Origin of the sequence: Thermasporomyces composti (assembly GCF_003386795.1) — a bacterium.
Lineage (GTDB): Bacteria > Actinomycetota > Actinomycetes > Propionibacteriales > Actinopolymorphaceae > Thermasporomyces > Thermasporomyces composti.
Genome location: NZ_QTUC01000001.1, coordinates 4,177,578 through 4,201,244 on the forward strand (window position 1 = coordinate 4,177,578; position 23,667 = coordinate 4,201,244).

21 protein-coding genes, 4 tRNA genes and 2 pseudogenes are annotated in these 23,667 nt (G+C 70.1%); 14 read left to right on the top strand and 13 right to left on the bottom strand.

The window, feature by feature from the left end:
• Positions 1 to 447: 447 nt before the first annotated feature.
• On the bottom strand, positions 448 to 1,731 hold the full coding sequence (locus DFJ64_RS18195; RefSeq protein ID WP_115851534.1) for a serine hydroxymethyltransferase: 1,284 nt from the start codon (positions 1,729 to 1,731) through the stop codon (positions 448 to 450).
• A 325-nt stretch (positions 1,732 to 2,056) separates the two neighbouring features.
• Positions 2,057 to 3,745 carry an acyl-CoA dehydrogenase family protein gene (locus tag DFJ64_RS18200; RefSeq protein WP_115851535.1) on the bottom strand — a complete coding sequence of 563 codons (1,689 nt, stop codon included), beginning with the start codon at positions 3,743 to 3,745 and terminating at the stop codon, positions 2,057 to 2,059.
• A 63-nt stretch (positions 3,746 to 3,808) separates the two neighbouring features.
• Here DFJ64_RS18200 and DFJ64_RS18205 point away from each other — a divergent pair, with 63 nt between their 5' ends.
• On the top strand, positions 3,809 to 4,987 hold the full coding sequence (locus DFJ64_RS18205) for a YihY/virulence factor BrkB family protein (RefSeq protein ID WP_245941218.1): 1,179 nt from the start codon (positions 3,809 to 3,811) through the stop codon (positions 4,985 to 4,987).
• Here DFJ64_RS18205 and DFJ64_RS18210 read toward each other — a convergent pair.
• The 4 genes from DFJ64_RS18210 to DFJ64_RS18225 form a co-directional block, all read right to left on the bottom strand.
• Positions 4,975 to 6,261 (bottom strand): ArsB/NhaD family transporter, encoded by a 1,287-nt coding sequence (locus DFJ64_RS18210; protein ID WP_115851536.1) that lies wholly within the window; start codon positions 6,259 to 6,261, stop codon positions 4,975 to 4,977. The two genes, DFJ64_RS18205 and DFJ64_RS18210, sit on opposite strands and share 13 nt — an antisense overlap.
• A gap of 42 nt (positions 6,262 to 6,303) precedes the next feature.
• Positions 6,304 to 7,887 (bottom strand): potassium/proton antiporter, encoded by a 1,584-nt coding sequence (locus DFJ64_RS18215; protein WP_115851537.1) that lies wholly within the window; start codon positions 7,885 to 7,887, stop codon positions 6,304 to 6,306.
• Positions 7,888 to 8,274: 387 nt separating this feature from the next.
• Complete coding sequence (locus DFJ64_RS18220; RefSeq protein ID WP_147304757.1) at positions 8,275 to 8,691, bottom strand: hypothetical protein; 417 nt, start codon at positions 8,689 to 8,691, stop codon at positions 8,275 to 8,277.
• A 157-nt stretch (positions 8,692 to 8,848) separates the two neighbouring features.
• Positions 8,849 to 9,199 (bottom strand): ArsR/SmtB family transcription factor, encoded by a 351-nt coding sequence (locus tag DFJ64_RS18225; protein WP_245941219.1) that lies wholly within the window; start codon positions 9,197 to 9,199, stop codon positions 8,849 to 8,851.
• A gap of 52 nt (positions 9,200 to 9,251) precedes the next feature.
• Between DFJ64_RS18225 and DFJ64_RS20270 the strand changes: the two are divergent.
• From DFJ64_RS20270 to DFJ64_RS18230, 3 genes and pseudogenes are all read left to right on the top strand, one after another.
• Positions 9,252 to 9,404: pseudogene (locus DFJ64_RS20270) on the top strand (SDR family NAD(P)-dependent oxidoreductase); the annotation flags it as partial.
• A pseudogene (locus DFJ64_RS20275) lies at positions 9,331 to 9,525 on the top strand (hypothetical protein); the annotation flags it as partial. The pseudogenes DFJ64_RS20270 and DFJ64_RS20275, both read left to right, overlap by 74 nt.
• Positions 9,486 to 10,007, top strand: a complete 522-nt coding sequence (locus DFJ64_RS18230) for an SDR family NAD(P)-dependent oxidoreductase (RefSeq protein WP_425452220.1) — start codon at positions 9,486 to 9,488, stop codon at positions 10,005 to 10,007. The pseudogene DFJ64_RS20275 and the gene DFJ64_RS18230, both read left to right, overlap by 40 nt.
• Before the next feature lie 225 nt (positions 10,008 to 10,232).
• Here the strand turns inward: DFJ64_RS18230 and DFJ64_RS18235 are convergent, their stop codons facing one another.
• From DFJ64_RS18235 to DFJ64_RS18250, 4 genes are all read right to left on the bottom strand, one after another.
• A complete protein-coding gene (locus DFJ64_RS18235; protein WP_115851540.1) occupies positions 10,233 to 10,526 on the bottom strand; it encodes a hypothetical protein in 294 nt (97 codons plus the stop codon).
• A 247-nt stretch (positions 10,527 to 10,773) separates the two neighbouring features.
• Positions 10,774 to 10,848: transfer RNA gene (locus tag DFJ64_RS18240), tRNA-Val, on the bottom strand.
• A 15-nt stretch (positions 10,849 to 10,863) separates the two neighbouring features.
• A tRNA-Cys gene (locus DFJ64_RS18245) sits at positions 10,864 to 10,934 on the bottom strand.
• A 61-nt stretch (positions 10,935 to 10,995) separates the two neighbouring features.
• Positions 10,996 to 11,068 (bottom strand) — tRNA-Gly (locus tag DFJ64_RS18250).
• Positions 11,069 to 11,420: 352 nt separating this feature from the next.
• On the opposite strand from DFJ64_RS18250, the gene DFJ64_RS18260 reads away from it, so the two are divergent.
• Complete coding sequence (locus tag DFJ64_RS18260) at positions 11,421 to 12,242, top strand: aminotransferase class IV (protein ID WP_115851542.1); 822 nt, start codon at positions 11,421 to 11,423, stop codon at positions 12,240 to 12,242.
• Positions 12,243 to 12,307: 65 nt separating this feature from the next.
• Here the strand turns inward: DFJ64_RS18260 and DFJ64_RS18265 are convergent, their stop codons facing one another.
• Positions 12,308 to 12,724 carry an SsgA family sporulation/cell division regulator gene (locus tag DFJ64_RS18265; RefSeq protein ID WP_245941220.1) on the bottom strand — a complete coding sequence of 139 codons (417 nt, stop codon included), beginning with the start codon at positions 12,722 to 12,724 and terminating at the stop codon, positions 12,308 to 12,310.
• Positions 12,725 to 13,067: 343 nt separating this feature from the next.
• On the opposite strand from DFJ64_RS18265, the gene DFJ64_RS18270 reads away from it, so the two are divergent.
• The 3 genes from DFJ64_RS18270 (at position 13,068) to DFJ64_RS18280 (ending at position 15,034) form a co-directional block, all read left to right on the top strand.
• Complete coding sequence (locus tag DFJ64_RS18270; protein ID WP_211310666.1) at positions 13,068 to 13,598, top strand: TIGR02611 family protein; 531 nt, start codon at positions 13,068 to 13,070, stop codon at positions 13,596 to 13,598.
• A 58-nt stretch (positions 13,599 to 13,656) separates the two neighbouring features.
• Positions 13,657 to 13,731, top strand: a tRNA-Val gene (locus DFJ64_RS18275).
• 502 nt (positions 13,732 to 14,233) lie between these two features.
• A complete protein-coding gene (locus DFJ64_RS18280; RefSeq protein ID WP_211310667.1) occupies positions 14,234 to 15,034 on the top strand; it encodes a GNAT family N-acetyltransferase in 801 nt (266 codons plus the stop codon).
• A 350-nt stretch (positions 15,035 to 15,384) separates the two neighbouring features.
• Here the strand turns inward: DFJ64_RS18280 and DFJ64_RS18290 are convergent, their stop codons facing one another.
• A complete protein-coding gene (locus tag DFJ64_RS18290) occupies positions 15,385 to 16,362 on the bottom strand; it encodes an AraC family transcriptional regulator (protein WP_115851544.1) in 978 nt (325 codons plus the stop codon).
• A 110-nt stretch (positions 16,363 to 16,472) separates the two neighbouring features.
• Here DFJ64_RS18290 and DFJ64_RS18295 point away from each other — a divergent pair, with 110 nt between their 5' ends.
• Positions 16,473 to 16,958: an anthrone oxygenase family protein gene (locus DFJ64_RS18295; protein WP_245941221.1), complete on the top strand. Its 486-nt coding sequence runs from the start codon at positions 16,473 to 16,475 to the stop codon at positions 16,956 to 16,958.
• Between the two features lie 78 nt (positions 16,959 to 17,036).
• Here the strand turns inward: DFJ64_RS18295 and DFJ64_RS18300 are convergent, their stop codons facing one another.
• Positions 17,037 to 17,549 (bottom strand): beta-class carbonic anhydrase, encoded by a 513-nt coding sequence (locus DFJ64_RS18300; RefSeq protein WP_245941222.1) that lies wholly within the window; start codon positions 17,547 to 17,549, stop codon positions 17,037 to 17,039.
• Between the two features lie 171 nt (positions 17,550 to 17,720).
• On the opposite strand from DFJ64_RS18300, the gene DFJ64_RS18305 reads away from it, so the two are divergent.
• The 5 genes from DFJ64_RS18305 to DFJ64_RS18325 all read left to right on the top strand — a co-directional run bounded on the left by DFJ64_RS18305 (position 17,721) and on the right by DFJ64_RS18325 (position 23,658).
• Entirely contained in the window at positions 17,721 to 19,262 is a 1,542-nt protein-coding gene (locus DFJ64_RS18305; protein WP_115851545.1) for an Hsp70 family protein, read from the top strand.
• Positions 19,263 to 19,267: 5 nt separating this feature from the next.
• Positions 19,268 to 20,341: a tetratricopeptide repeat protein gene (locus tag DFJ64_RS18310; protein WP_115851546.1), complete on the top strand. Its 1,074-nt coding sequence runs from the start codon at positions 19,268 to 19,270 to the stop codon at positions 20,339 to 20,341.
• Between the two features lie 2 nt (positions 20,342 to 20,343).
• Positions 20,344 to 20,850 carry a nucleotide exchange factor GrpE gene (grpE, locus tag DFJ64_RS18315; RefSeq protein ID WP_170152669.1) on the top strand — a complete coding sequence of 169 codons (507 nt, stop codon included), beginning with the start codon at positions 20,344 to 20,346 and terminating at the stop codon, positions 20,848 to 20,850.
• A 150-nt stretch (positions 20,851 to 21,000) separates the two neighbouring features.
• Complete coding sequence (gene thrS / locus DFJ64_RS18320) at positions 21,001 to 23,004, top strand: threonine--tRNA ligase (RefSeq protein ID WP_245941224.1); 2,004 nt, start codon at positions 21,001 to 21,003, stop codon at positions 23,002 to 23,004.
• Between the two features lie 108 nt (positions 23,005 to 23,112).
• Complete coding sequence (locus DFJ64_RS18325) at positions 23,113 to 23,658, top strand: HIT family protein (protein ID WP_281268522.1); 546 nt, start codon at positions 23,113 to 23,115, stop codon at positions 23,656 to 23,658.
• The last annotated feature ends 9 nt before the right edge of the window (positions 23,659 to 23,667 follow it).

The following is a 23,667-nucleotide window of genomic DNA, read 5'->3' on the forward strand; positions in this document are numbered from 1 at the left end:
CGTTCCTTGGTCGGAGCAGTCCTTGGGCGAGCGGTCCTTCGTCGGAGCGGTCAAGCGACCGGGACGGATGACACGACGAGAAGACGGAGGCGGCGCGACCGAGCGCCCGACGGATCCTGGCGGGCAGGAGACGTGGGCGCGTCAGCGCGCCCCGAGACAGAGCATGCTGCGCATGCGACCGAGGTCGACGTGAAGCCGGGCCACGAGGAGGGGGGTCACCGGCGCTTCCATGGCCTTCAGCCTGCGTGTGATCGATGAGCCGTGCAAACGACGTGTTCGGGATCCGAGACAAAGTGTCCGATCTGCGACACCGCGGTCATGGGTGCGCGGAGCGACACCGCTCAGCACGGCGCAGGTTCGTACCGAACAGGCAAGGCCCCTGAACCAGCGCAGGGCCCTCGTGGGCGTCGACGAGGGCCCTGGTTCGCGTGCGTCACCGCGACGGCGTCACGGAGTCGGCCAACCCGGGATCGGGAAGTCCTTGGTGAACTCGCGTACCTCGGCGGCGATCCGGTCCAGCGCTTCGCCGTCATCCTTGCGGGCCGCCTCCACCGCCTCGTCGATCCACGCGGCGATACGCGGCATGTGCTCGGTCGTCATGCCACGCGTCGTGACCGCGGGGGTCCCGATCCGGATGCCCGAGGGCGACCACGGCTTACGCGGGTCGAACGGCACGGTGTTGAAGTTGACCTCGAGGCCCGCCCGATCCAAGGCCTTCGCGGCCGGCTTCCCGCCGATGTCCTTGTTCGTGAGGTCGATGAGGATGAGGTGGTTGTCGGTGCCGCCGGAGACCAGGTCGAAGCCGCGCTCGAGCAGCGCCTCCGCCAGCGCGGCGGCGTTGGCGACGATCTGGTGGGCGTAGCGTCGGAACTCCTCGGTCGCCGCCTCCCGCAGCGCCACCGCGATCGCGGCGGTCGTGTGGTTGTGCGGCCCTCCCTGCAGGCCGGGGAAGACGGCCTTGTCGATGGCCTTCGCGTGCTCGGCGTCGGTCATGAGCATCGCGCCCCGAGGCCCGCGCAGCGTCTTGTGCGTCGTCGTGGAGATCACTGGCGCGTAGCCGACGGGGGAGGGGTGGGCACCGCCGGCGACGAGGCCGGCGATGTGCGCGATGTCGGCCACGAGCAGGGCGCCGACCTCCTGGGCGATCTCGGCGAACGCCGGGAAGTCGATGAGGCGAGGGATCGCCGTACCGCCGCAGAAGATGAGCTTCGGCCGCTCCCGGCGGGCGATGTCCCGCACCTGGTCCATGTCGATCCGGCCGGTCTCCTTGTCCACGCCATAGTGGACCGGCCTGAACCACGTGCCGGTCGCCGAGACCGGAGAGCCGTGGGTGAGGTGACCGCCGTGGGGGAGCTCGAGCGACAGGAACGTGTCGCCGGGCTGCAGGAACGCGAGGTAGATCGCGAGGTTCGCGGGGGAACCGGAGTAGGGCTGGACGTTGACGTGCTCGACACCGAACAGCGCCTTGGCGCGGGCGACCGCCAGCTCCTCCACCTCGTCGATGAACTGCTGGCCCTCGTAGTAGCGCTTGCGGGCGTAGCCCTCGGAGTACTTGTTGGTGAGGACCGTGCCCGTCGCCTCCAGCACCGCCCGGGAGACGTAGTTCTCACTCGGGATCAGCCGGATCTTCTCGAACTGGCGCCGCCCCTCCGCCTCGACGAGCGCGGCGATCTCGGGATCGGCGTCGGCCAGCCGGGCAGTGAGATCCAGCGGACCACTGTGTGTCGTCATCGCTCTCCTCCTGGGTCAGCGGTGGTGACGGCGGGTTTCGATGACCCAGGCACCCAGGCGCGCGGTGCCCGTGCTCGCGCGGGTCGGCACACGCCCACCCGTACGCCGCTCCCCGGTGGTTGACTCCACCTTGTCGCGCCAGTCGCGGTAGGTCCGAGCCTAGTCGAGGGCGGCCGGCCCTCCGGTCACGAGGGCGGGTGTCGGCTTCTCCGGGCGCGGGCACGATGTCCGCCGGGGCCTCGATCGGCGGTATGCGGGGATACCGGCTGGTGTTCGGCGTCGTGGCCGGTCATCCGCCGGGTGCTGCGGTGGGCGGGAGCTCCACTCAGAGCGGCGGGAGCGCTCGACGCAGGATGTTCGGTCCGTCGACGCCCCGAGGGAGCGTCCCAAACGTGCCGGACCAGTCGGGACCGAGGCGTGACGCGCAGAACGCGTCGGCGATCTCGGCCGGCGCGTAACGCACGAGCAGCGCCCCCTGGAGGACGAGGGTCAGGCGCTCGGTCAGCCGCCGAGCACGCCACTCCGGCTCGTCCAGGTCGGCGAGCGCGGCGAGGAGGTGCTCGATCGCGCGGTCGAGCCGAGGATCGGCGCCGCGGGCTGGGGCGACCTCGCCGAGGAGGGCGTCCAGCGCGTCAGGCTCACGTCGCAACGCGCGAAGGACGTCCAGGGCTTGGATGGAGCCCGAGCCCTCCCAGATCGAGTTGAGGGGTGACTCCCGAAACAGCAGGGGCATGCCCGACTCCTCGACGTAGCCGTTGCCGCCGAGGCACTCCAGCGCCTCCGCGACCAGGCTGGGCGTCCGCTTGCAGATGAAGTACTTCGCCGCCGGCAATGCCAGGCGAAGCAAGGCCTGCTCGCGTGGGCTGGTGGTCGAGGCGTCGACGGCGGCGGCGAGCCGCATGGCCAGCGTGGTCGCCGCCTCCTGCTCCACGGCGAGGTCGGCGAGGACGTTCACCATGGCCGGCTTGTCGGCGAGGGGACCACCGAAGCTGTGCCGGTGCCGAGCGTGCCAGATCGCCTCGGTCACAGCCCGGCGCATGAGCGCCGCTGAGCCCAGGACGCAGTCCAGACGCGTGGCCGCGACCATGGCCATGATCGTCGCCACGCCACGTCCCTCCTCGCCGATCCGACGCGCCCACGTCGACTCGAACTCCACTTCCGCCGAGGCGTTCGACCGGTTCCCGAGCTTGTCCTTCAGCCGCATCAGGCGGAACGTGTTACGGCTGCCGTCCGGGAGCACGCGTGGGAGGGCGAAGCAGGTGAGCCCTCCCGGTGCCTGGGCGAGCACGAGGAACAGGTCGTTCATGGGTGCCGAGCAGAACCACTTGTGCCCGGTCAGGACGTACTCGCCGTCCGGCCCGACCGGCTCGGCGACGGTGGTGTTGGACCGGACGTCGGAGCCGCCTTGCTTCTCTGTCATCGCCATCCCGGCCAAGCACCCACGCTTGGCCGCCGGTGGTCGCAGGCCCGGGTCGTACGTGGTGGCGGCGAGCCGTGGCGTCCACTCGGCCGCGAGGTCGGGCTCGGCGCCGAGCGCGGGGACAGACGCGTAGGTCATCGAGACCGGGCACCCGTGGCCGGCCTCCGCCTGGCTCCACAGGTAGAAGCCAGCGGCGCGGGCGAGATGGGCGTGCGGCTCCGTGGACGTCCAGGGTGTCGCGTGCAGCCCCCAGCCGACGGCGTGGTGGAGGAGCTCGTGCCAAGCGGGATGGAACTCCACCTCGTCCACGCGGTGGCCGTAGCGGTCGTGCGTCACGAGGCGGGGTGGATGGCGGTGCGCCTCGAACGCCCACGCACGGGCCCGGGGGGACCCGGTCAGCGCGCCGATCTCGGCGAGCCGGGCTCCGGCCGCTCCGTCCAGCGCGGGGCGCGCCCAGCGCTCCAGCGCCTCGGTGAGGGCGCGGTCGGTGGCCAGAGCGTCGTAGGGCTCGAGAGGGGGCGGCTGGTTGGTGACGGCGTGGGTCTCTCCGCGTTCGCGCTGAGGCCGGCGTCGGTGCGGCGACGTCAGGTCCATGGGCCCACGGTAGGTGGTCGGCGTCGATGAGACCGGCGTTCACCGGCTGGTTACGGTATGCCCATGAACGTCCCGTCCGCGCGGCGTGCGGGCGGGCGCCTTCGGCGAGGTCTTCGGAGCTGGCTTCCGTGGCGTCTGCTGCGCGGCACGGTGGCCTCCTGTCTGCGGTACCGCGTCACGGGTCTGGCGGCCGAAGGCGCCTTCTTCGCGATCCTGTCCCTGCCGCCTCTGGTCTTCGGTCTCGCCGGCTCCATCGGGTACGTGGTGGGCGGTTTCGGCGAGTCCACCGTGGAGACGGTCAAGGCGGAGCTGGTCGAGCTCGCGCGGCAGGCTCTCACCGAGGAGAGCGTGCAGCGCGTCATCGTGCCGACGCTGGACGCGGTGCTGGAGCGGGGACGGGCCGACGTCATCTCGGTGGGGTTCGTGCTGGCCCTGTGGTCGGGCTCTCGCGCGCTCAACGTCCTCATCGACACGATCGCGATCATGCACGGCCTTGGCGGGCGGCGGGGGATCGTGCGGACCCGGGTGCTGTCCTTCACGCTCTACGTCGCGGCTCTGGCGATGGCGGTCTCGGTCATCCCGCTGGTCCTGGCCGGGCCCTCGCTGGTTAACGCCGTGCTGCCCGAGCGGCTCGACGTGCTCAACCTGCTGTACTGGCCGACGGTCGTGGTGGCGTCGACGACGTCGCTCACCTCGCTCTACCACGTCGCCGTGCCCGCCCGCACGCCGTGGCGGCACAACTTCGCCGGCGCGGTCGTGGCGATGCTGCTGTGGATCGGTGGTGGCTCCGTCCTGCGGTGGGTCCTGGGCCATGCCATCGGGGGCACCTCGATCTACGGCCCGCTCGCGGCGCCGATCGTCATCCTGCTCTGGCTCTACCTGGTCGTGATCGCGTTGCTCATCGGAGCGGCGTTCGCCGCGACGGTCAACGAGCTCGCCCAGCACCGTGAGCCTTCCGCGCGACGACGAGCCGGGAGCCGGCAACCTGGTCCCGGTGTCGAGCCGGCCACTCCGGAGGGGGCGACCGCGGACGGTGCGTTCGCTGATCCGTACGACAGCGAGCCAACGGTGACGCCCGACGAGCGCGTGGTCGAGGCAGCGCGCCGTGCGGAAGCCGAACGCGCCCGCCCCGGCCGCCCCGTCGACCACGACGGTGCGACCGAAGCGGGCGCGTCGACCGTTCCGATGAACGCTCAGCCGAACCCGATCGCTCGGCCGGACTCGTCCGCTCAGACGAAGTAGCGGAGCCAGACGTACGGCCACGCCAACAAGGCCGTCACGGCCGTCGTGAGCAGCCCGTACCTGGTGAAGTCCCAGAAGCTGATCGGCTCCCCGTTGCGCGCGGCGATGCCGAGGACCACGACGTTGGCGCTCGCGGCTACTGCGGTGCCGTTGCCGCCGAGGTCGGCGCCGAGCGCGAAGGCCCACCACAGCGCGTTCGCCTGCTCGGGGTCCGGAACGGTGGCCACCAGCCCGGCCACGATGGGGACCATCGTCGCGACGTAGGGGATGTTGTCGAAGAACATGCCGAGGATCACCGAGCCGAACAGCAGAGCGGTGGCGGCCAGCAGGTAGTTCTCACCCACCGCGTCGATCAGGAACTCACCGACGCGCTCGATGACGCCGGTGGTGACCAGACCGCCGACCAGCACGAAGAGTCCCATGAAGAAGACGAGGGTCGGCCACTCGACCTCCTCGAGGAACTGCTCGGGCGTGGTGCGGGAGACGAGGATCATGACGCCGGCGCCGAGCAGGGCGACGATGGACGGCTCGATGTGCACCACAGCGTGGAGGCAGAAGCCGACGATCACCGCGCCGAGGACGATCAGGCAGCGGACGAGCATCTTGGGGTCCTTGATCGCCTCACGCTCGTTCAGCTCCATGACCTCGGTGGCGTTGGCCGGCTTGTGCCGGAACGTCGACCGGAACATCAGGCGGCACAGCAGCGCGAAGACGACCAGTAGGACGGCGATGATCGGCGCCATGTGGATGAGGAAGTCGTTGAACGACAGGCCGGCGCGGCTGCCGATGATGATGTTGGGCGGGTCGCCGATGAGCGTGGCGGCACCGCCGATGTTCGAGGCGAGGACCTCGGCGATGAGGTAGGGCGCCACCGGCAGGCCAAGACGCCGACACACCAGGATCGTGACCGGCGCGACGAGCAGGACCGTCGTGACGTTGTCGAGCACGGGCGACACCAGCCCGGTGACGAGGAGCAGCATCACCATGAGCCGGTAGGGCTCTCCTCGCGCCCGTTTGGCCGCCCAGATCGCGACGGCCTGGAACACGCCGGTCTGCTTGAGGATGCTGACGATGATCATCATCCCCAGCAGCAGGAAGATGACGTTCCAGTCGACCCCCGTCTCCTCCGAGAAGAACGCGGAGTGCGCGTCGACGATGCCGGCGACGGCCATGACGGCGGCACCGCCGAGCGCGGCGGCAGCCCGGTTGACCTTCTCGGAGGCGATGAGGGCGTAGGCGATGACGAAGATCGCGACTGCGAGTAGAGCGGTCATCACGAGTGGCTTGTCCTCGGTCCGGGGATGGGCACTGGCACGTTAGGCACGTCGTCGTGCGTGGGTCGGTGCGGGCTGCGGCCGTCGCTGTCGCCCGAAGAGGCGACTCGGCCGCGGGCTCGGCTGCGATGGCCGCTCTTGACCTTGCTCGCCGAACCACCGGGCGAGCCGGCCGGCACGACCGACCGCGCGCAGGCGGCGCTCGGTCTCCCCGCGCGCCGAGGCCTCGACCACCACGAGCAGCTGGTCACCCGCGGCGATCGCGGTGCTTTGGTCGGGCACGAAGGTGTGTCCGCCTCGGACGATGAGGCTCACGGCCGCGTGGCGCGGCAGCCGAAGCTCGTCGATGTAGACCCCGATGAGGCCACTGCCTTCGGGGACCGCCACCTGGAGGATGTCGGCGTGGGCTTCCTCCAGCGGCGCGGCTTCGATGTTGAGCTCGCGGGTCGGCTCGTCGGCCACACCCAGGCGCCGGGCGAGGAAGGGCAGCACCGGAGCCTGGATGAGGATGAACACGACCACGAGCACGAAGACGATGTCGAAGATCTCGTGGGCGGTGGGAATCCCCGCGCTGAGCGGAAGGGTCGACACCACGATGGGCACGGCGCCGCGGAGCCCTGCCCAGGACATGAACGCCTGCTCACGCCAGGGGACGCGGAACCAGACGGAGCAGAGGAACACCGTGAGTGGTCGGGCGACCAGGAGGAGTGCTCCCCCGACGATGAGCGCGGGGACCAGCACGCCGAGCAGGCGCGACGGGCTGGCCAGCAGGCCCAGGAGCACGAAGAGGCCGATCTGGGCGACCCACGCCATGCCCTCGGCGAAGCCCATGGTGGCTCGCTTGTGGGGGAGTTGGGCGTTACCCAGCCACACGCCCGCGACGTACGCCGCGAGCAGTCCGCTGGCGCCGGCGAGGCCCGCGCCCGCGTAGGCGAGCAGCGCGAGCGCCATCGTGGCGACTGGGTAGAGCCCGGCGGCGGGGAGCGCGCTGCGGGAGAGTACCCACTCGCCGACCCGACCGGCGACCAGGCCGACCAGGACGCCGACGACGAGCTGGTAGAGGACCTGACCGGCGGCGGCGATGGGGTTCGCATCCGTCCAGGCGTCGGACAGAACCAGGGTGACGAGGATGACGACGGGCGGGTCGTTGAAACCCGACTCGGCCTCGAGCGCCGCGGCCATCCGAGGTCGCAGGTGAAGGCGACGCAGCACGGAGAAGACAGCCGCGGCGTCAGTCGACCCCACGGCGGCGGCCACCAGAATCGCGGTGCGCCAATCGAGGCCGAGGAACAGATGGGCCAGGACTGCTGTGATGGCGACGGTGATCAGCACGCCGACCGTCGCCAGCGTCACCGAGAGCCCGAGGACGGGCCGAATCACCGACCAGCGGGTGGTGAGACCACCTTCGGCGAGGATGACGCCGAGGGCGATGAGGCCGAGTTCCTGGGTCAGCGTCGCGTTCTCGAACTCCAGTCCGAGGCCCGCCTCTCCGATCGCCAACCCGATCGTGAGGAAGACGAGGAGCAACGGCAGACCGGCACGGACCGCCAGACGCACCGCGGCCACGGCAACGAGCAGCACGAGCAGCGCGCCGAAGAGGATCGCATTGAGCTCGTTCGGGGTCACGGGGTCTCCAGTCGTTCACTACGACCCGTCGGTACCCGTTCGGCGCGCTTCTCCGGCCCCGCCTCGGCGTGTCGGCCGCACCTCGCGTCGCCGCACGGCAGGTGCGGGTCGTACGAACGACCGTCGTCGAGTGACGCTGGGGCGCCGTCGTTCCCCACACGACCACGGAGGGAGCTGACTAGGTCGCTTCGACCCACCTCCCCAGACCTCGTCCGCGAGGTCGTGGGCGATCGCGAAGTCCGGAGTGGCGGCGACTCGCCGCCGGTGAGGTTACGGAGACTGGCGCTCGAACGAGCCGCATCCCGTCCACCGCTGGACGCGGTGCGGGATCTCGCTGGTTCTCAAGGGCCGGATCGCGGCCCTTGAGGTGACGGGCAGGTTGGCTGGTCAGCTGGCGGGTGACGACGCTGGCGGGGCCCGGGAGGTGTACACGCGGGTCTCGGTGCCGCGAGGGGCGCTTGTCCCTGTGCTGATGAGGCAGCACACCGGCGTTGGCGTGTCGGACTGCAGCTGGACTGGCGGGGTGGAGTCCAGGGCGTGCGTCAACGCCGTGGTCGCGCAGCTCGCGACGACGGCGTGGTCGCCGCTGTCCGTCCGCGGCGAGGGCTGCGGAACCGGCACGGGCGGCGCGCCGTGGTCGTGGGCGACGCAGCTGCTCACAGCGCCCGACGCGGGGATGCCGCGTGTTGCCCACGCCGCTGAGGTGGTCTGCCAGCGCGGCCCGACGTCAACGATGAGGAAGATCAGCGCGAGCCCCAGCAGCAGACCGATGACCGGCCGGAGCAAGGCGGAAGTGGCACACACCAGACGTGCCACCTCCTCCAGTCGCCTTTACCGTGTCTTTACCTTAGCGGACAGTTGGTCGGAGCCAGGAACCCAGGTGTGACAAAGACCCCATCGCGGCGGTCGTCGCCACGCTTGAGCCGTCGCGGAGACAGAGCCTCCTCGACATTCGTCGTTGTCAGTGAGGCGAGTCCTCGGCCACGCTGACCTGCCCTCCGACGTCGTCTCTGTCGGCCGCGCGGAGGACGGCCTCGAGGAGCCCTGGAAACCTCTCGTGCAGGTCCTCGGCGCGGAGCCGGACGAAACATCGGGTGCCTTCTTGGCGCGTTCGGGTGAGACCCGCGTCCCGTAGCACGCGCAGGTGGTGGCTGAGCGTGGACTTGGCCACCGGTGCGTGGAGCTCGCCCCATCCCCGCTCTCGGCCGTCGGCGAGCACGCGCACTAGCCCGACGCGGATCGGATCGCTCAACGCTCCCATCACCGCGGTGAGGCTCATCTCCGCTACGTCCGGGTGACGCGCCCGCTTCACGCGACGATGCTACCTTATTCGCCGTTCATCGAACATCGAACAAGGAGTGGCGGTGGAGCTGAGCACGGACTTCACCGGCAGGGTCGTCATCGTCAATGGTGCTGGGTCAGGCATAGGTCGAGCCGCCGCTCGTGCCTTCGCCCGCGCTGGGGCTGGCGTCCTCGCGGTGGGACGCCGTCAGGCCGCACTGGCCGAGACGGCCGCCGGTCACCCCGCGATCGTCACCCATCCCGCTGACCTGCGCCGCGGACGTTCACCACACGATCGTCGACGCCGCTGTCAGCCGGTGGGGACGCCTCGACGTTCTGGTGAACAACGCGGGCGCGCTCAAGGTGATGCCTCTCGCCGAGACCACCGTCGACGGCATCGACGAGCTGGTCGGCTTGCGCGTCACGCACCGAGTCTGCTCGCCCGCGCTGCCTTACCGCACCTGCGTCGGACGAAGGGATCGATCCTCAACGTCTCGAGCACGTACGGTCATCGGCCTGCGCCTGGCGCCGCTCACGACGCCGCGACCAAGGCCGCCCTTGAGCACCTCACCCGCAGCTGGGCCCTCGAGCTGGCCGCCGACGGCATTCGAGTCAACGCCATAGCTCCCGGCCCTACCGAGAGCGAGGCTCTCGCCGCGGCGGGCCTGCCGCCCGCTGTCATCGAGCGGAGCAAAGAGGACGAGGCCGCCCGCGTCCCACTGGGCCGCCGTGGCTCACCTGACGAGATCGCCACCTGGATGCTGCGCCTAGCCGATCCCAGCGCCACATGGTTGACCGGCCAGGTGCTCACCGTCGACGGAGGCCTCGAGCTTGTCTGAGCGGCCGCGCATCGCCGGACGCTGAGCTTCGCTCGACGCGACACGGACGCGGCCATACCGAGCTTCTGGCGGAGGCCGAGCGCCCTACCCGCTGCGACGTAGGACTCGAAGTCCGCGATCGCCCTGACGCCAGAGTCGAGAACGGCTCGGTCGATCAGGTCGCTCGTGATCGTTCCTCGGCAGTGAGGATCGTCCCAACACCGCTCTTTGATGCGCAGGATCGCGTCAGGCCTCAGGCGTGAGACGGTCGACGAACTCGAGCGCCTGAGCCACGACGCTCGCGAACCGGTCGACCGCCCAGATACCGAACGTCCACGCGCCGTTCGCGAGCTCCCCAAGGCGGAGTCCACAAGCGACACCCCGCCCGGTTGTCGCCGAAGAAGGACTTCCACGCCGCTCCGTGACGTGCGCGCCGAGCTCGAAGAAGTCCGCGATGGTCACGCCTGGCGCCTCGACGGAGAGGTCTAGGTCGCGCCACACCATGAACGCGTCACCGACCTCGCTGGGACGTGGGCCCACACACCACGCTGAACTCAGGGCGCGGCGGGCGGGAGCGTCGGTGTGGCGAGCACGCCGTGAAGCGCTGCGGAGAGGGAAAGCCAGATCTGCTCGAGACGAGGGAGACCGGAGTTGGATCAGCTTTTCAAGACACGAGCCGACGGCTCTACCTGAGGCCTGTGGCGAGCAGTTTGTACATCAGTGCATCGAAACCCGGGTCAGAGGCGGTGGACCATCCGTGAGATACCGCCTCTGACCTGGTCAAATGTGGTGGGCGATACTGGGATTGAACCAGTGACCTCTACCGTGTCAAGGTAGCGCTCTCCCACTGAGCTAATCGCCCGTGTCGGGTCATTCGAGGTGGAGACGGGATTTGAACCCGTGTACACGGCTTTGCAGGCCGTTGCCTCGCCTCTCGGCCACTCCACCAGCGACAGGCCTGCGCTGCGTTGTCCTGGGAGGCAAACCCCAGACCCCCAGGCCCGCTCCGAGCGGACGACGGGACTCGAACCCGCGACCCTCACCTTGGCAAGGTGATGCGCTACCAACTGCGCTACGTCCGCCTGCGTCGCGCCGTATCGCTCGACGCGCAGAGCACTTTAGCCCATCCTCGGCGAAGCGTGCACGTGGGGGGTGGGGCTTTTTCGAGTGTGCCGCGGGTCCGGGTGGCTCGGCGCCGAGACGGACGGCCTCTGGCCCGGCGCCCGGACCTGGGCGACGATGGAGGGAAGCGTCTGGCTCGGTTCGGGCGCGACCCGTCGCACTCTCGCTCCGGCCGCCACGGCACGCTCCTCACGGGTGAGGACGAGGCGAGCCCGAGGCCTGGACAGCGACATCCGGGGCGGCGAGTAAGCCCTGGGCCGACAGGTCCATAGTGGTGCCCTGACAAGGCCACGAGAAGGGAACGAACGCGCCATGAGGGTGTGGGTCAACGGTCGCCTCGTGGAAGATCCCTCGCAGCCCGCGATCTCGCCGATCGACCACGGCCTCACCGTCGGCGACGGGGTCTTCGAGACCGTCAAGGTCGTCAACGGCGAGCCGTTCGCGCTGCGGCGGCACCTGGACAGGCTGGTCCGGTCGGCCGACGGGCTCGGGCTCGGCAAACCCGACCTCGCTGTCGTGCGCCAGGGGATCAGTGAGGTCCTCTCCGGCTGGGATCAGCCGGACGGCAGGCTCCGGATCACCGTGACCGGAGGTCCGGGTCCGCTGGCCTCCGAGCGCGGTGATCAGGGTCTGACGATCGTCGTCGGCATCGCGCCGCTCGGAACACGACCCACGTCCACGGCGGTCGTGACGGTGCCGTGGCCACGCAACGAGCGCGGCGCGCTGACGGGTCTGAAGACGACCTCGTACGGCGAGAACGTCATGGCGCTGGCGTACGCGCTCGAGCGCGGGGCATCCGAGGCGCTGTTCGCCAACACGGTCGGCAATCTCTGCGAGGGCACCGGGTCGAACGTCTTCGTCGTCCTGGACGGCCAGCTCTACACGCCGCCGCTGTCCGCCGGGTGCCTCGCCGGCGTGACTCGCGCGCTCGTCCTGGAGTGGTACGGGGGCCAGGAGAAGGACCTGCCCATGAGCGCGCTGGCTGACGCGGATGAGATCTTTCTCACCTCCACCACCCGTGACGTCCAGGCTGTGCACGCCGTGGACGGCAGGACGCTGGACGCGCCGGGGCCGATCACCGCCGAGGCGATGCGAGTCTTCGCCGAGCGGGCGGCCGAGCTCGTCGACCCCTGAGCGGGCAGCTCGTGAGGGCGCCCTGAGCCGAGGGCTGTGAGGAAGATCCGGGGCCCCAGGAGCCGTCAGAGCCCTGTTGTGGGCCCGCGGCGGAGCTCCTCGACGAGGAGGTCGAGGTCGATGTGCATGCTCTCGCCGCCCGGCGGGACGATGCCGTAGGTGCTCTGCAGGAACGCCGCGAGGGCGTCCGCGGGCGCGTGGAGGACCGCCTCACCGTCGGGCGAGCGAAGCTCGATCAGCACGATGGCCCGACCGTTGTCGTCGACGAGCGGTGACACGTGCACGTCGCCTTCGCCGGTGGGCCGGAAGAGCCCTTCGGACAGCAGCTGTCGAGCGAACACCCAGCGCACCCCTTTGGGATCGCCGGTGTGGAAGATAGCGTCGACAGCGTACGGGTCCGAGGCGTCATACCGCAGCTCGGCGGTCAGGCTCAGCGCCGTGCCGGAACCGTCGATCAGACGCAACGGCAGGGCGTGTGTCACCGAAGCAGGAAGTGCATCCATCAGGGGGCACGGGCCTTTCCGTGGGTGATCAAGGGACCGGCGGTAGGGCCATTGGGCCAGAGTCTGCTCCTACCAAGGGCCAATCCTCAAACCCAGGAGACACCTGCGTCCCGGTCTGGTGATATTCGCACCCCGAAGATTCTCATTATGTGAGACGAGATCGCGGGATCGCGGCTCGGAGCGCCACGACGCCGGGTACACAAGCGGGGTAGGCACGTCACCGGCACGGTAGTCTCACGCGCGGTGTCCGAATCGGGCCACCGGACCGTCTCCGCGCGCCCGCACGCCGCCCGGTCGGTGAGAGGAATCCAGGAGGGGTGTGATGCCTGAGGACCGGGTTCGCCAGCCTCGCGCCGAGACGCCGGAGCCTGGCCCCACGGCGGTGCACGCGTCGACGGGGACGATGGTCGAGGATCCGGCCGTGGATCCCGCGGGCGCCTCTCATCGGTGGCACCGCATCGGCGCACCGCTGCGCCGGATACGTCGCCGGGTACGACGTTCACGCACGCTGGACACAACCTGGCGGGCTGGGGTGTTCATCGTCGGCGTGACGTTCGTCCTCGCCGGGTTGGTGATGTTCGTGACGCCCGGCCCGGGATGGCTCACCGTCATCCTGGGTTTGGCGATTCTGGCGACCGAGTTCGCCTGGGCCCACCATGTCTTGGACTGGGCCAAACGTCGGGCTCGGGAGGCGAGCGCGCGGGCGTTGGACCCGAGGGTCCGCAGGCGGAACCTCGGGATCGCGGCCGTCGTCGTGCTGGCGCTGGCCGCGGCCGGCTCGTGGTGGGTAGCCCGGTACGGATGGCCGTCCCCGGTCATGTCGCTCATGGAGTGGGTGCGCTCGTGGAGATGAAGGGGAGTGCGCTAAGGTTTCCTTCGCCATCCACGGCCGAGTGCGAAGCGATGGCAGGGGGCGATTAGCTCAGCGGGAGAGCGCTTCGTTCACACCGAAGAGGTCGCTGGTTCGATCCCAGCATCGCCCACCATCAACAAGATCAACGAGCACAGTTCAGGAGCTCTTCGGGTGAGGACTCCTGAGTCGTTGACTGACCCTCGTCCTTGGCCGGAGGCAGCGCCCGGCCAAGGACGGCAACACCCGCCGATCCAGCTCAGCCCAGACGTAGGTAGCGGTTTCACCCGTTCCCGTTGTGAAGGCCCGGCATCACTGTCGTCGCCGAAACATCGGGCTGCTCGGTGATGACCTGGGGCCCGGGAGGTGTGCGGGCCCTCGAGGGCTCCGAGGGGCCTCATTCCAGGTTGCAGGGCTGGCCAGGTCGAGGCAGCCGGTGCCTCCGTCCCATACCGGAGCCGGTCGACCGCGGCACGCCGCCTGACCGCGCTTGACGTCCGCGACGGCGCCCGGGCACGGCCCCGGTCCATAACCCAGTGCGGACGACCGGCGTGGTGGTGTGTGATCGAGGCCATGGCGATCGAGTTGGACATGCCCGGGATCGAGAGCTTGAGCGAGGCCGTGGGCGCGCTGCGGGAGTGGCAGGACGACGGGGCGCCGGTGCAACTACACCGGGGGACCTGGGCTGGTTCTGGCGGTACGGGGCGGAGGCCACGGCCGCGGCGGTTCGGACGTGGAGTCGGGGCGGACAGATTCTCGCCGTCGGGCTGCTGGACGGTCCCGAGCTGTTGCGGCTGGCGCTCGCGCCGGACGCCCAGCGGGACGAAGAAGTCGCGCAGCAGATCGTCAAGGACGTGACCGAGCCGGAACGCGGCGTCCTGATGGAGGGGGACGCATTTGTTGCGGCGCCCACGGGCGCACTGGTCCGGGAGCTGCTCGTCGACGACGGCTGGAACGTCGGTGAGCCGTGGACACCGCTGCAGTGCGACCTCACCGAGCCGGTGGAGGGACCAGACGTGCGGATCGAGGTGATCGGACCGGAGCAGGCGCACGTGCGCGCCGCCGTCCAGCGGGCAGCGTTCGACAGCTCGACGTTCACCGACCAGCGCTGGCACGCGATGGCGGCCGGCTTGCCATACGCCGACGCCCGGTGCCCGGTCGCGTACGACGACCAGGGCAACGCGGTCGCGGCCGTGACGGTGTGGTCGGCAGGACCGGGGAAGCCCGGATTGCTCGAGCCGATGGGCGTGCACCGGGAACATCGCGGTCACGGATACGGCACGGCGATCAGTATCGCTGCGGCGGCGGCACTCCAGGAGCTCGGCTCGTCGAGTGCGACCGTCTGCACGCCCAGCTCCAACGTCGGCGCCGTCGCTACCTACACGTCAGCCGGCTTCCGGCGACTACCGGAGATCCGGGACCTACGCCGCAGCGGCTAGCTGGGTGACAGCTGCCGGCACACGCGCGCGGAGAAGCACGGGAAGCCAGAACACCGGCGACGGACACCAGGGCGGGAGCCGCCCGCACGTGCCTCGGCTCACCATGCGTCGCCCGCCAACCCCCAGTGAGACCTCAGCAGTCCGTGGAGGAACGAACATGCATCTGAGCGTCTGGACTATGGATGGTCTCACCGGTCGCCTGTTGGCTTGGAGCCATGGCGACGAAGATCCACCACACCACAGCCGACACGGTCCTGGTCACGGGCGGGACCGGGAAGGTCGGGCGCAGAGTCGTCGACCGGCTCGCCCGCCGCGGCCTCCCGGTCGTGACCCCGGGTGCGAGACGCTCGTCAGACGCCCAGGGGCTGCTGGGGACGGGTGGTCAGCGTCCTGCGGTACTCCAGCGGGCTGACGCCGCGCACCCGCTTGAAGGCGGCGCTCAGCGCGAACGGACTGCTGTAGCCCACGCGTCTGGCGACCGCGGCGACTGTCATGTCGGGGTCACGGAGCAGGTCCGCCGCCACCGCGAGCCGCCACTCGGTGAGGTAGTTCATCGGCGGCTCGCCGACCAGGGCGGTGAACCGACGGGCGAGCGCCGCACGGGACACGCCGGTCTTGGCGGCCAGCTCGGCGACGGTCCACGGATGGGCCGGGTTCGCGTGCATCAGTCGCAGGGCGGTCCCGACGACGGGGTCGTGCTGCGCCCGGTACCAACCGGGGGCGCCGGCTCCCGGATCGGCCAGCCAGGCGCGCAGGATCCTCACCATGACCAGGTCGAGGAGGCGATCGAGGACCAGCTCCTGGCCGGGGGCGGTCTTGCCGAGCTCGTCTTCCAGAAGCGAGACGAGGGCGCGGTCGTCCTCCTCGACGGGGCGAATCAGCAGCGGTGGCAGAGCGCTCAACAGCCGTCGACCAACCTCGCTGTGCATCTGGTAGGTGCCGCTCAGGATGACCGCCGCACCGTCGGTCGCGTTGCCCCAGGTTCGCACGCCGAGGCGCATCGACTCACTCAGCCCTTCGCCCCGCAGGGTCGTGCAGCGCTGTCCGGGATGGATCACGACGTGCGGCGCGGTGGCCGGGTCGTCGGCAATCGTGTACGGGTCCGGTCCCCGGATGAGCGCGACGTCTCCAGGCCGCAGCGGCTGGGGCTCGTCCTCGTCTCGCAGGATCCACGCCTGCCCGCGAAGCATTGTGACCAAGGACAACGGTGCGCGGTCAGCGATCCGCAATGCCCACGGCGGATCCAGGATCGACCGCAGCAGGAAGGCGCCTCTCGCTCGCGGACCTTGCAGAAGGCTGGCCAAGGTGTCGTCGGTCAGCGTGCTCATGGCGTCCTGACTGTAGACGCGCGCAATGTGGTGAGACTGATCACGTTCGATCGTCGTGCGGCTCGCTCCACAGAGCAAGACGTCTCCACGACCATCGGGAGGAGGGCCCCGTGGCCACGGGACCGTTCCGGGACGTGCTGATGGTGCTCGCCACGGTCAGCACCGGACTGGTCGCTGGGCTGTTCTACGCCTACGCCTGCTCCGTCATGCTCGCGCTGCGTCGAGTCGGCGACGAGACCTTCGTCGACGTGATGCGGCGCATCAACACCGCGATCCAAAACGGCTGGTTCGCGCTGAGCTTCGTCGGCGCGCCGCTCCTCACCCTCGCGGTCCTCGTCGTGGACGCGCTCGCCGGGCGAGGAGTGCAGGCGCTCGTCGCCGTCGCCGGTGCGGCCGACCTGTTCTGGCTCGGCGTCACCGTCCGGTCGAACATCCCGCTCAACGCCATGCTCGAGCGGGCCGGACGGGACCGACACACCGACGTGGCCGGCGTGCGGATCCGCTTCGAGCAGCCGTGGAACCGGTGGCACCTGGTGCGTACTGTCGCGGCAGTGGCCGCCTTCGCCGCGCTGTGCTGTGCCCTCGCGTGGCGGTGACGGGGAGCCGTGAGGAAGGCGCGAGCCATGGCCCCCGCGAGGCTCCGAACCTCCGCCCGGGCCGGCGCCGTGCGGCGGTCAGCAGACGTGGTGGAGGAGGCCGGTGTCCACGTCGTACAGGAAGCCGCCGACAGCCACGGACGGCGGGATGAGCGGATGGGTGCGTGCCTTGGCCACCTCGTCGTGGATGCTCGCGACCTGATCCTCGATCGCGCCGATCGAGAGCCACGACGCGTCCTGGCCGCTCGCCCGCGATATCCGGTCGCGTAGCTCCGCCTCGCTCGCCGACGCCATCGCGCACCGGGTGTGCTGGACCACGAGGACACGCTCGACGCCCAGCAGGTGCACGCCGAGGACGAGCGCGACGAGCACCTGGTCGGTGACGCGACCGCCGGGATTGCGCAAGATCTTGGCGTCGCCCGGACGGAGGCCGACCATGCCGAGCGGGTCGATGCGGGAGTCCATGCAGGTCACCATCGCGACACCGGCCCGTGCCACTCCGTCGAAGCCGGCGAGCGGGAAGCGCTCGGCGTACGCGCGGTTAGCCGCGAGGAGGTCGGCGAAGGCCGCTCGGTCACGGGGATCGCTCACCCGGGCACCCTACCCGGCCTCTCGCCACCTGCTGGCGGACGGCGACGCATCCGGACACGGCCATGATCCGTCGGCTACGTTGTGTCGGTCGGCGATGCTCACGTCGCTGGTCGGCCCCGGCGTCGTGGGGAGGCCGACAGCCAGGTTCGTGTGGCTGGAAAGGCGGGACACGTGGGGCACACGATCGGGATCGACCTGGGGACGACGTACTCGGCGGCCGCGCGTGTGAACGAGCTCGGCAAGCCCGAGATCGTGGTGAACCGGGACGGTGAGCGCCTCACCCCGTCCGTGGTGTTCTTCTCCGGCGAGACCCCGCTCGTCGGGACGATGGCCAAGCGTTCGGCCGCCGCGTCTCCGCTCGACGCGGTGCAGTTCGTCAAGCGCTCCATGGGGGACCCGACGTGGAGGTTCGAGACGTCCGCCGGCACCTCGTACCGCCCGGAGGAGATCTCGGCCATCATCCTGCGCCGGATCAAAGAGGACGTCGAGCTGGCCCTCGGCGAGGAGGTGACCGACGCGGTCATCACCGTGCCGGCCTACTTCGACGACGCTCCTCGGCGGGCCACGATGGACGCCGGACGGATCGCCGGGCTGACGGTCCGCCGCGTGCTCAACGAGCCCACCGCCGCCGCGTTGGCGTATGGGGTGGAGACCAACACCAACGGCACGGTGCTCGTCTACGACCTCGGCGGCGGAACGTTCGACGTCACGGTCCTGGCGGTCGACGGCCACGAGTTCGACGTCCTCGCCACCCACGGGGACCGCAACCTGGGCGGCTTCGACTTCGACAACCTGCTCATGCAGCTGCTCGACGAGCGGTTCCAGGCGGCGGGTGGTCCGAGTCTGCTCGACAACGCCGAGGCCGAGGCTGACCTGCGGGAGAAGGCCGAGATCGCCAAGCGCAGCCTGACGACGGTCGAGCAGACTCGCGTGGTCCTCGCCGCCGACGGAGTCTCGAAGGTCATCCCCGTCACTCGGGCGGAGTTCGAGGACGTGACGTCGAGCCTGCTGAGCCGTACCCGGGACATCGCCGAGATGGTGGTCGCTGACGCGGGGCTGGATTGGTCGAAGATCGACCACGTGCTCTTGGCCGGCGGCTCGACCCGGATGCCGATGGTGGCCCGGATGATCGAGCAGGTCTGGCGCCGCGAGCCGGTGAGGGGCATCAACCCCGACGAAGTGGTGGCGCTCGGCGCGGCCGTGCAGGCGCACCTGATCGACGCCCAATCGGCAGCCGACGACGCCCGTCGCCCTGTCCTCGCGACGGGCATGACGCTCCCCAGAATCCGCGACGTCACGTCGCAGGGGCTTGGTGTCATCGCGGTTCGCCGGGGCGCCACCTCCGAGGACGACATCGAGAACGTCGTCATCATCCCCGCCAACACCAAGATCCCGGCTCGTCGCGCCCAGACCTTCGAAACCATCCAGGACAACCAGACCAAGCTCAAGGTGGAGGTGACCCAAGGCGACGACCACGACCCCGCCTACGTGCGGCGGATCGGGGAGCAGACCTTCGACATCCCTCCCTATCCCGCCGGCGCTCCCTTCGAGGTCGTCTACGCCTACGACGAGGACCAGACCGTCTCGATCGAGGTCATCGACAAGACGGCGGGCCGCTCGATCGGCACGTTCGACGTCGACAACGTCGCGACCATGGGGGAGGCGGAGGTCGCCGCAGCCAGCGACCGGATGCGCCGGCTCGATATCGGCTGACGACGATGGACCTCGACTACTACGAGCTGCTCGAAGTCACCCAGGACGCCTCTGAGGAGGAGATCCGGGCGGCGATCACTCGGCAGCGCCGCATCTGGGTACGCCGGCAGTCCAGCCCTGACCCGGAGCGGCGCGCTTACGCCGAGCAGCGCGTGCGCGACGTGGACAGTGCGGAGCGGATCCTGCTCGATCCGGTGGCGCGGCGGGCGTACGACGACGCGCGCGCCCGCCAGGCCGTGACACCGGCCGACCACGGCGCCGCGAGCCGGCACTCACGCGCGCCGACGTCCCGACGGGAGGCCACCGGCCGTCGACGGTTAGACGGCGACCCCGCCGCCGGCTCACGACCCGACCGACCCCACCTGACCACCCACCAGGGCACCACACCGCGCGGAGGCACGCCGGAAGGCGACCTTGACGTCCACCTGCGCCGCGGGGACTCCTATCTCGACCGGGCCGCGTGGCGGCGGGCGCGGGCGGAGTTCGAGTACGTCCTGCAGCGTGATCCCGGCAACCTGCGAGCGCGCGCCGGCCTGGGCCTCGCACAAGTCGGCGCTGGTCGCGTCAAGGATGGCTTGACGATTCTGGAGCAGGTGCTCGCCGAGCATCCGGACGACGAGGACGCCAAGCTGGCGCTGGCGACCGCGCTCTATGAGAGCGCGGTCGCCGGCCTGGGTGAGGTGCGTGACGCTCGAGGGCGAACGCGCCCGATGATCCTGTCCCGTCGTCAGCTGCGCCTCGTTCGTCGACACCTGAGGCGGATCCGACGGCTCGGCCTGTCCGACTGGCACGTGCGGACGAACGTGGAGGAGCTGTCCGATCTGCTGGCGGAGGCCCGCAAGGCCGTGTGGACTCGCAGTGCGCACCTTCGGTTCTACGCGATGCTGTTCGTGGCGGCGGCGCTGGTCGCCTTCGCCTCTGACGTCGAGTCGCTGCGGGTCTTCGGGGCGTTCTGGATGGTCGTCGTCGCGGGCGTCTACGTCCTTCGGCACCGGGTACCCGCCTGGAAGTACTACCGGCGCGGCCGGGCGTCGGCCGGAGGACGTGGCCGCCTGGGTGTCTTCAGGAGAGGGGTCTGAGGGTGGCGGACGTTGACATCACCGAGCTCGCTGGCGAGGTGGCGCTGCTCCGTGAGGTGGTCGAGCGGCGGCTGCTCGAGGACGAGGCCCGCCAGCGGCTCTACGACGAGCTGTACCGGCAGCTGAAGTTCGCCCAGCGCGACCTCGCCGAGCAGTTCGTGGCCCCGATGGCCCGGGAGATCCTGCTCGTGGTCGACCGGATCGACGCCATGACAGCGCACCTGCCGCCTGAGACGGCCGAGCCGCTCACCTCGGTGCGCGAGGAGCTGCTCGAGGTCCTCCTCCGGCGCGGTCTGCGGGAGGTCGACGCGGCGGGGGAGGAGTTCGACCCGCGGGTACACGAGGCGGTGCGGCGGGTTCCGGTCGAGTCGCCTGAGCAGGTGGGGCGCGTGGTTGAGGTCCGGCGACCCGGCTACGCCCTCGAGGGACGCCTGCTGCGTCCAGCGCAGGTCGCGGTCGGCTACCTCGCGAAGGCCGACGACGCGCGCGCCGGGGGCTCGCGGGCCTAGGCGCCGGTGCAGGCCCGGGCGAGCTCGTGGGAGCGCCGGCGCCGTGGGTGGCTCCACGCGACGTCGGTGCGGTGGCTGTCCAACCCGGTGAGGTCACGACATAGGATCGGCGGGTCAGTCCTGTCCTGTCCGTACGCCGAGGAGCCGTCTGTGTCCGACAGCCGTGGTCCCGGGTCGAGCCCGGGGGAGCAGATCACCGTCCACGTCCTTCGCAGTGGCGAGCGGGTCACGCGCGAGGTCACGACGGGCGCCACGGCCGGCGAGCTGTTCGAGGGCGACCAGTCGGTGATCGCCGCCCGGATCGACGGTGAGCTGCGTGACCTCGCCCAGCGCCTCCACCCCGACGCGGAGGTGGAGCCGATCCCGATCGACAGCGAGGACGGTCGCGCGATCCTCCGACACTCCACCGCGCACGTGCTGGCGCAGGCTGTCCAGGAGCTGTTCCCCGAGGCGAAGCTGGGGATCGGCCCACCGATCGAGAACGGCTTCTACTACGACTTCGACGTCCCCACGCCGTTCACGCCGGACGATCTGGACCGCATCGAGGCCCGGATGCGGCAGATCGTCAAGGAGCGCCAGCGGTTCGCGCGGCGGGTGGTCACCGACGAGGAGGCTCGTCGCGAGCTCGCCGACGAACCGTACAAACTGGAGCTCATCACCCTCAAAGGGCAGGCGGATGGCGCTGCCGACGGTGCCGGTGTCGAGGTTGGCGCGGGCGAGCTGACCATCTACGACAACGTCCGCCCCAACGGGGAGCTGGCCTGGAAGGACCTGTGCCGCGGGCCGCACCTGCCGACGACCAAGCACATCCCGGCGTTCAAGCTGACCCGGGTGGCCGCCGCCTACTGGCGGGGAAACGAGCGCAACCCGCAGCTTCAGCGCATCTACGGCACCGCGTGGGAGAGCAAGGAGGCCCTCCAGGCCTACCTGACGATGCTGGAGGAGGCCGAACGGCGCGACCACCGGCGGCTCGGCGTCGAGCTCGACCTGTTCAGCTTCCCCGAGGAGGTCGGCTCCGGGCTGGCCGTCTGGCATCCCAAGGGCGGTGCCATCCGGCGGGTGATGGAGGAGTACTCGCGACGCCGTCACGAACAGGCCGGGTACGAGTTCGTCTACACCCCCCACCTGGCGCGTGAGGAGCTGTTCCAGACCTCAGGGCACCTGGGGTGGTACCGGGACGCGATGTACGCGCCGATGGAGGACGAGGGGCACAACTACTACCTCAAGCCGATGAACTGCCCCATGCACGTCCTCATCTACCGGTCGCGCGGCAGGTCCTACCGCGACCTTCCGCTGCGGCTGTTCGAGTTCGGCACCGTCTACCGGTACGAGAAGTCCGGCGTGGTGCACGGCCTGACCCGGGCCCGTGGCTTCACCCAAGACGACGCGCACATCTTCTGCACGCCCGAGCAGCTGCAGGACGAGCTCGCGTCACTGCTGACGTTCGTCGTCGACCTCCTGCGTGACTTCGGCCTGCAGGACTTCACCGCTGACCTGTCCACGCGGCCGGAGAAGTACGTCGGCGAGATCGAGGACTGGAACGCCGCCGAGGCGGCCTTGGAGGAGGCGCTCAAGCGGGCCGACATCCCGTACACGGTCGCGGAGGGGGAGGGCGCGTTCTACGCGCCGAAGATCGACGTCCACGTCCGCGACGCGATCGGCCGCAAGTGGCAGTTGTCGACGTTGCAGGTCGACTTCCAGGAGCCGGGGCGATTCGATCTCGAGTACCAGGCCGCTGACGGCTCGCGGCAGCGGCCGTACATGATTCACCGGGCGCTGTTCGGTTCGGTTGAGCGGTTCTTCGGCATCCTGCTCGAGCACTACGCCGGAGCGTTCCCACCGTGGCTGGCGCCCGTGCAGGTCGTGGCGATCCCGATCGCGGAACGGCACATCGAGTACCTCGACCAGGTGGCGGCCAAGCTTCGGGAGCGCGGGATCCGGGTGGAGGTCGACCGCTCGGACGACCGTATGCAGAAGAAGATCCGCAACGCGCAGACCCAGAAGGTGCCGTACATGCTGCTCGCTGGGGACCGCGACATGGAGCAAGGCGCGGTGTCGTTCCGCTACCGCTCCGGCGAGCAGAAGAACGGCGTGCCCATCGACGAGGCTGTCGCCGAGATCGTCTCGGCCGTCGAGCGCCGGATCCAGATCTGAGCCTTCCCGTGCCGGCCGCCGGTGACCGTTCCGGCGGCCGGTCATGGGGCCGACGGTGCGCGGCCGGTGCGGCACGCCCGTGAGGGCGGCGTCCGTAGGATCGGTGCCGTGGAGGACCAGGTGCGCCAAGGCGGCGTCGGAGTACCCGACGGACTCGAGCGTCTGTGGAGCCCTCACCGGATGGCCTACATCCTGGGGGAGGGCAAGCCGACCGGGAGCGGCCCCGAGGACGGGTGCCCGTTCTGCGACATCCCACAGCGGGACGACGAGGACGGGCTCGTGGTCGCGCGGGGAAGACTCGTCTACGCCGTCCTCAACCTCTACCCCTACAACACCGGCCACCTGATGGTGTGCCCGTACCGGCACGTCGCCGACTACCCCGACCTGACCGAGGAGGAGACGGCAGAGCTCGCGGCCTTCACGCAGCAGGCCATCCGGGCGCTCCGGCGAGCCTCGTCACCCGAGGGGTTCAACATCGGCATGAACCTCGGTGCTGTCGCCGGCGCCGGCATCGCCGCCCACCTACACCAGCACGTCGTTCCGCGGTGGGGCGGCGACACCAACTTCATGCCCGTCGTCGGCCGGGCCAAGGTGCTGCCGCAGCTGCTCCGAGACACCCGGGCACTGGTGGCCGAGGCCTGGCCCGACCGCTGACCGGCACCG

Bases quoted from the DNA above. Each gene is read 5' to 3' on its own strand.
- DFJ64_RS18195 (WP_115851534.1), bottom strand. From the start codon at position 1,731: ATGACGACACACAGTGGTCCGCTGGATCTCACTGCCCGGCTGGCCGAC.
- DFJ64_RS18200 (WP_115851535.1), bottom strand. From the start codon at position 3,745: ATGGACCTGACGTCGCCGCACCGACGCCGGCCTCAGCGCGAACGCGGA.
- DFJ64_RS18205 (WP_245941218.1), top strand. From the start codon at position 3,809: ATGAACGTCCCGTCCGCGCGGCGTGCGGGCGGGCGCCTTCGGCGAGGT.
- DFJ64_RS18210 (WP_115851536.1), bottom strand. From the start codon at position 6,261: ATGACCGCTCTACTCGCAGTCGCGATCTTCGTCATCGCCTACGCCCTC.
- DFJ64_RS18260 (WP_115851542.1), top strand. From the start codon at position 11,421: ATGAGGGTGTGGGTCAACGGTCGCCTCGTGGAAGATCCCTCGCAGCCC.
- DFJ64_RS18270 (WP_211310666.1), top strand. From the start codon at position 13,068: ATGCCTGAGGACCGGGTTCGCCAGCCTCGCGCCGAGACGCCGGAGCCT.
- DFJ64_RS18290 (WP_115851544.1), bottom strand. From the start codon at position 16,362: ATGAGCACGCTGACCGACGACACCTTGGCCAGCCTTCTGCAAGGTCCG.
- DFJ64_RS18310 (WP_115851546.1), top strand. From the start codon at position 19,268: ATGGACCTCGACTACTACGAGCTGCTCGAAGTCACCCAGGACGCCTCT.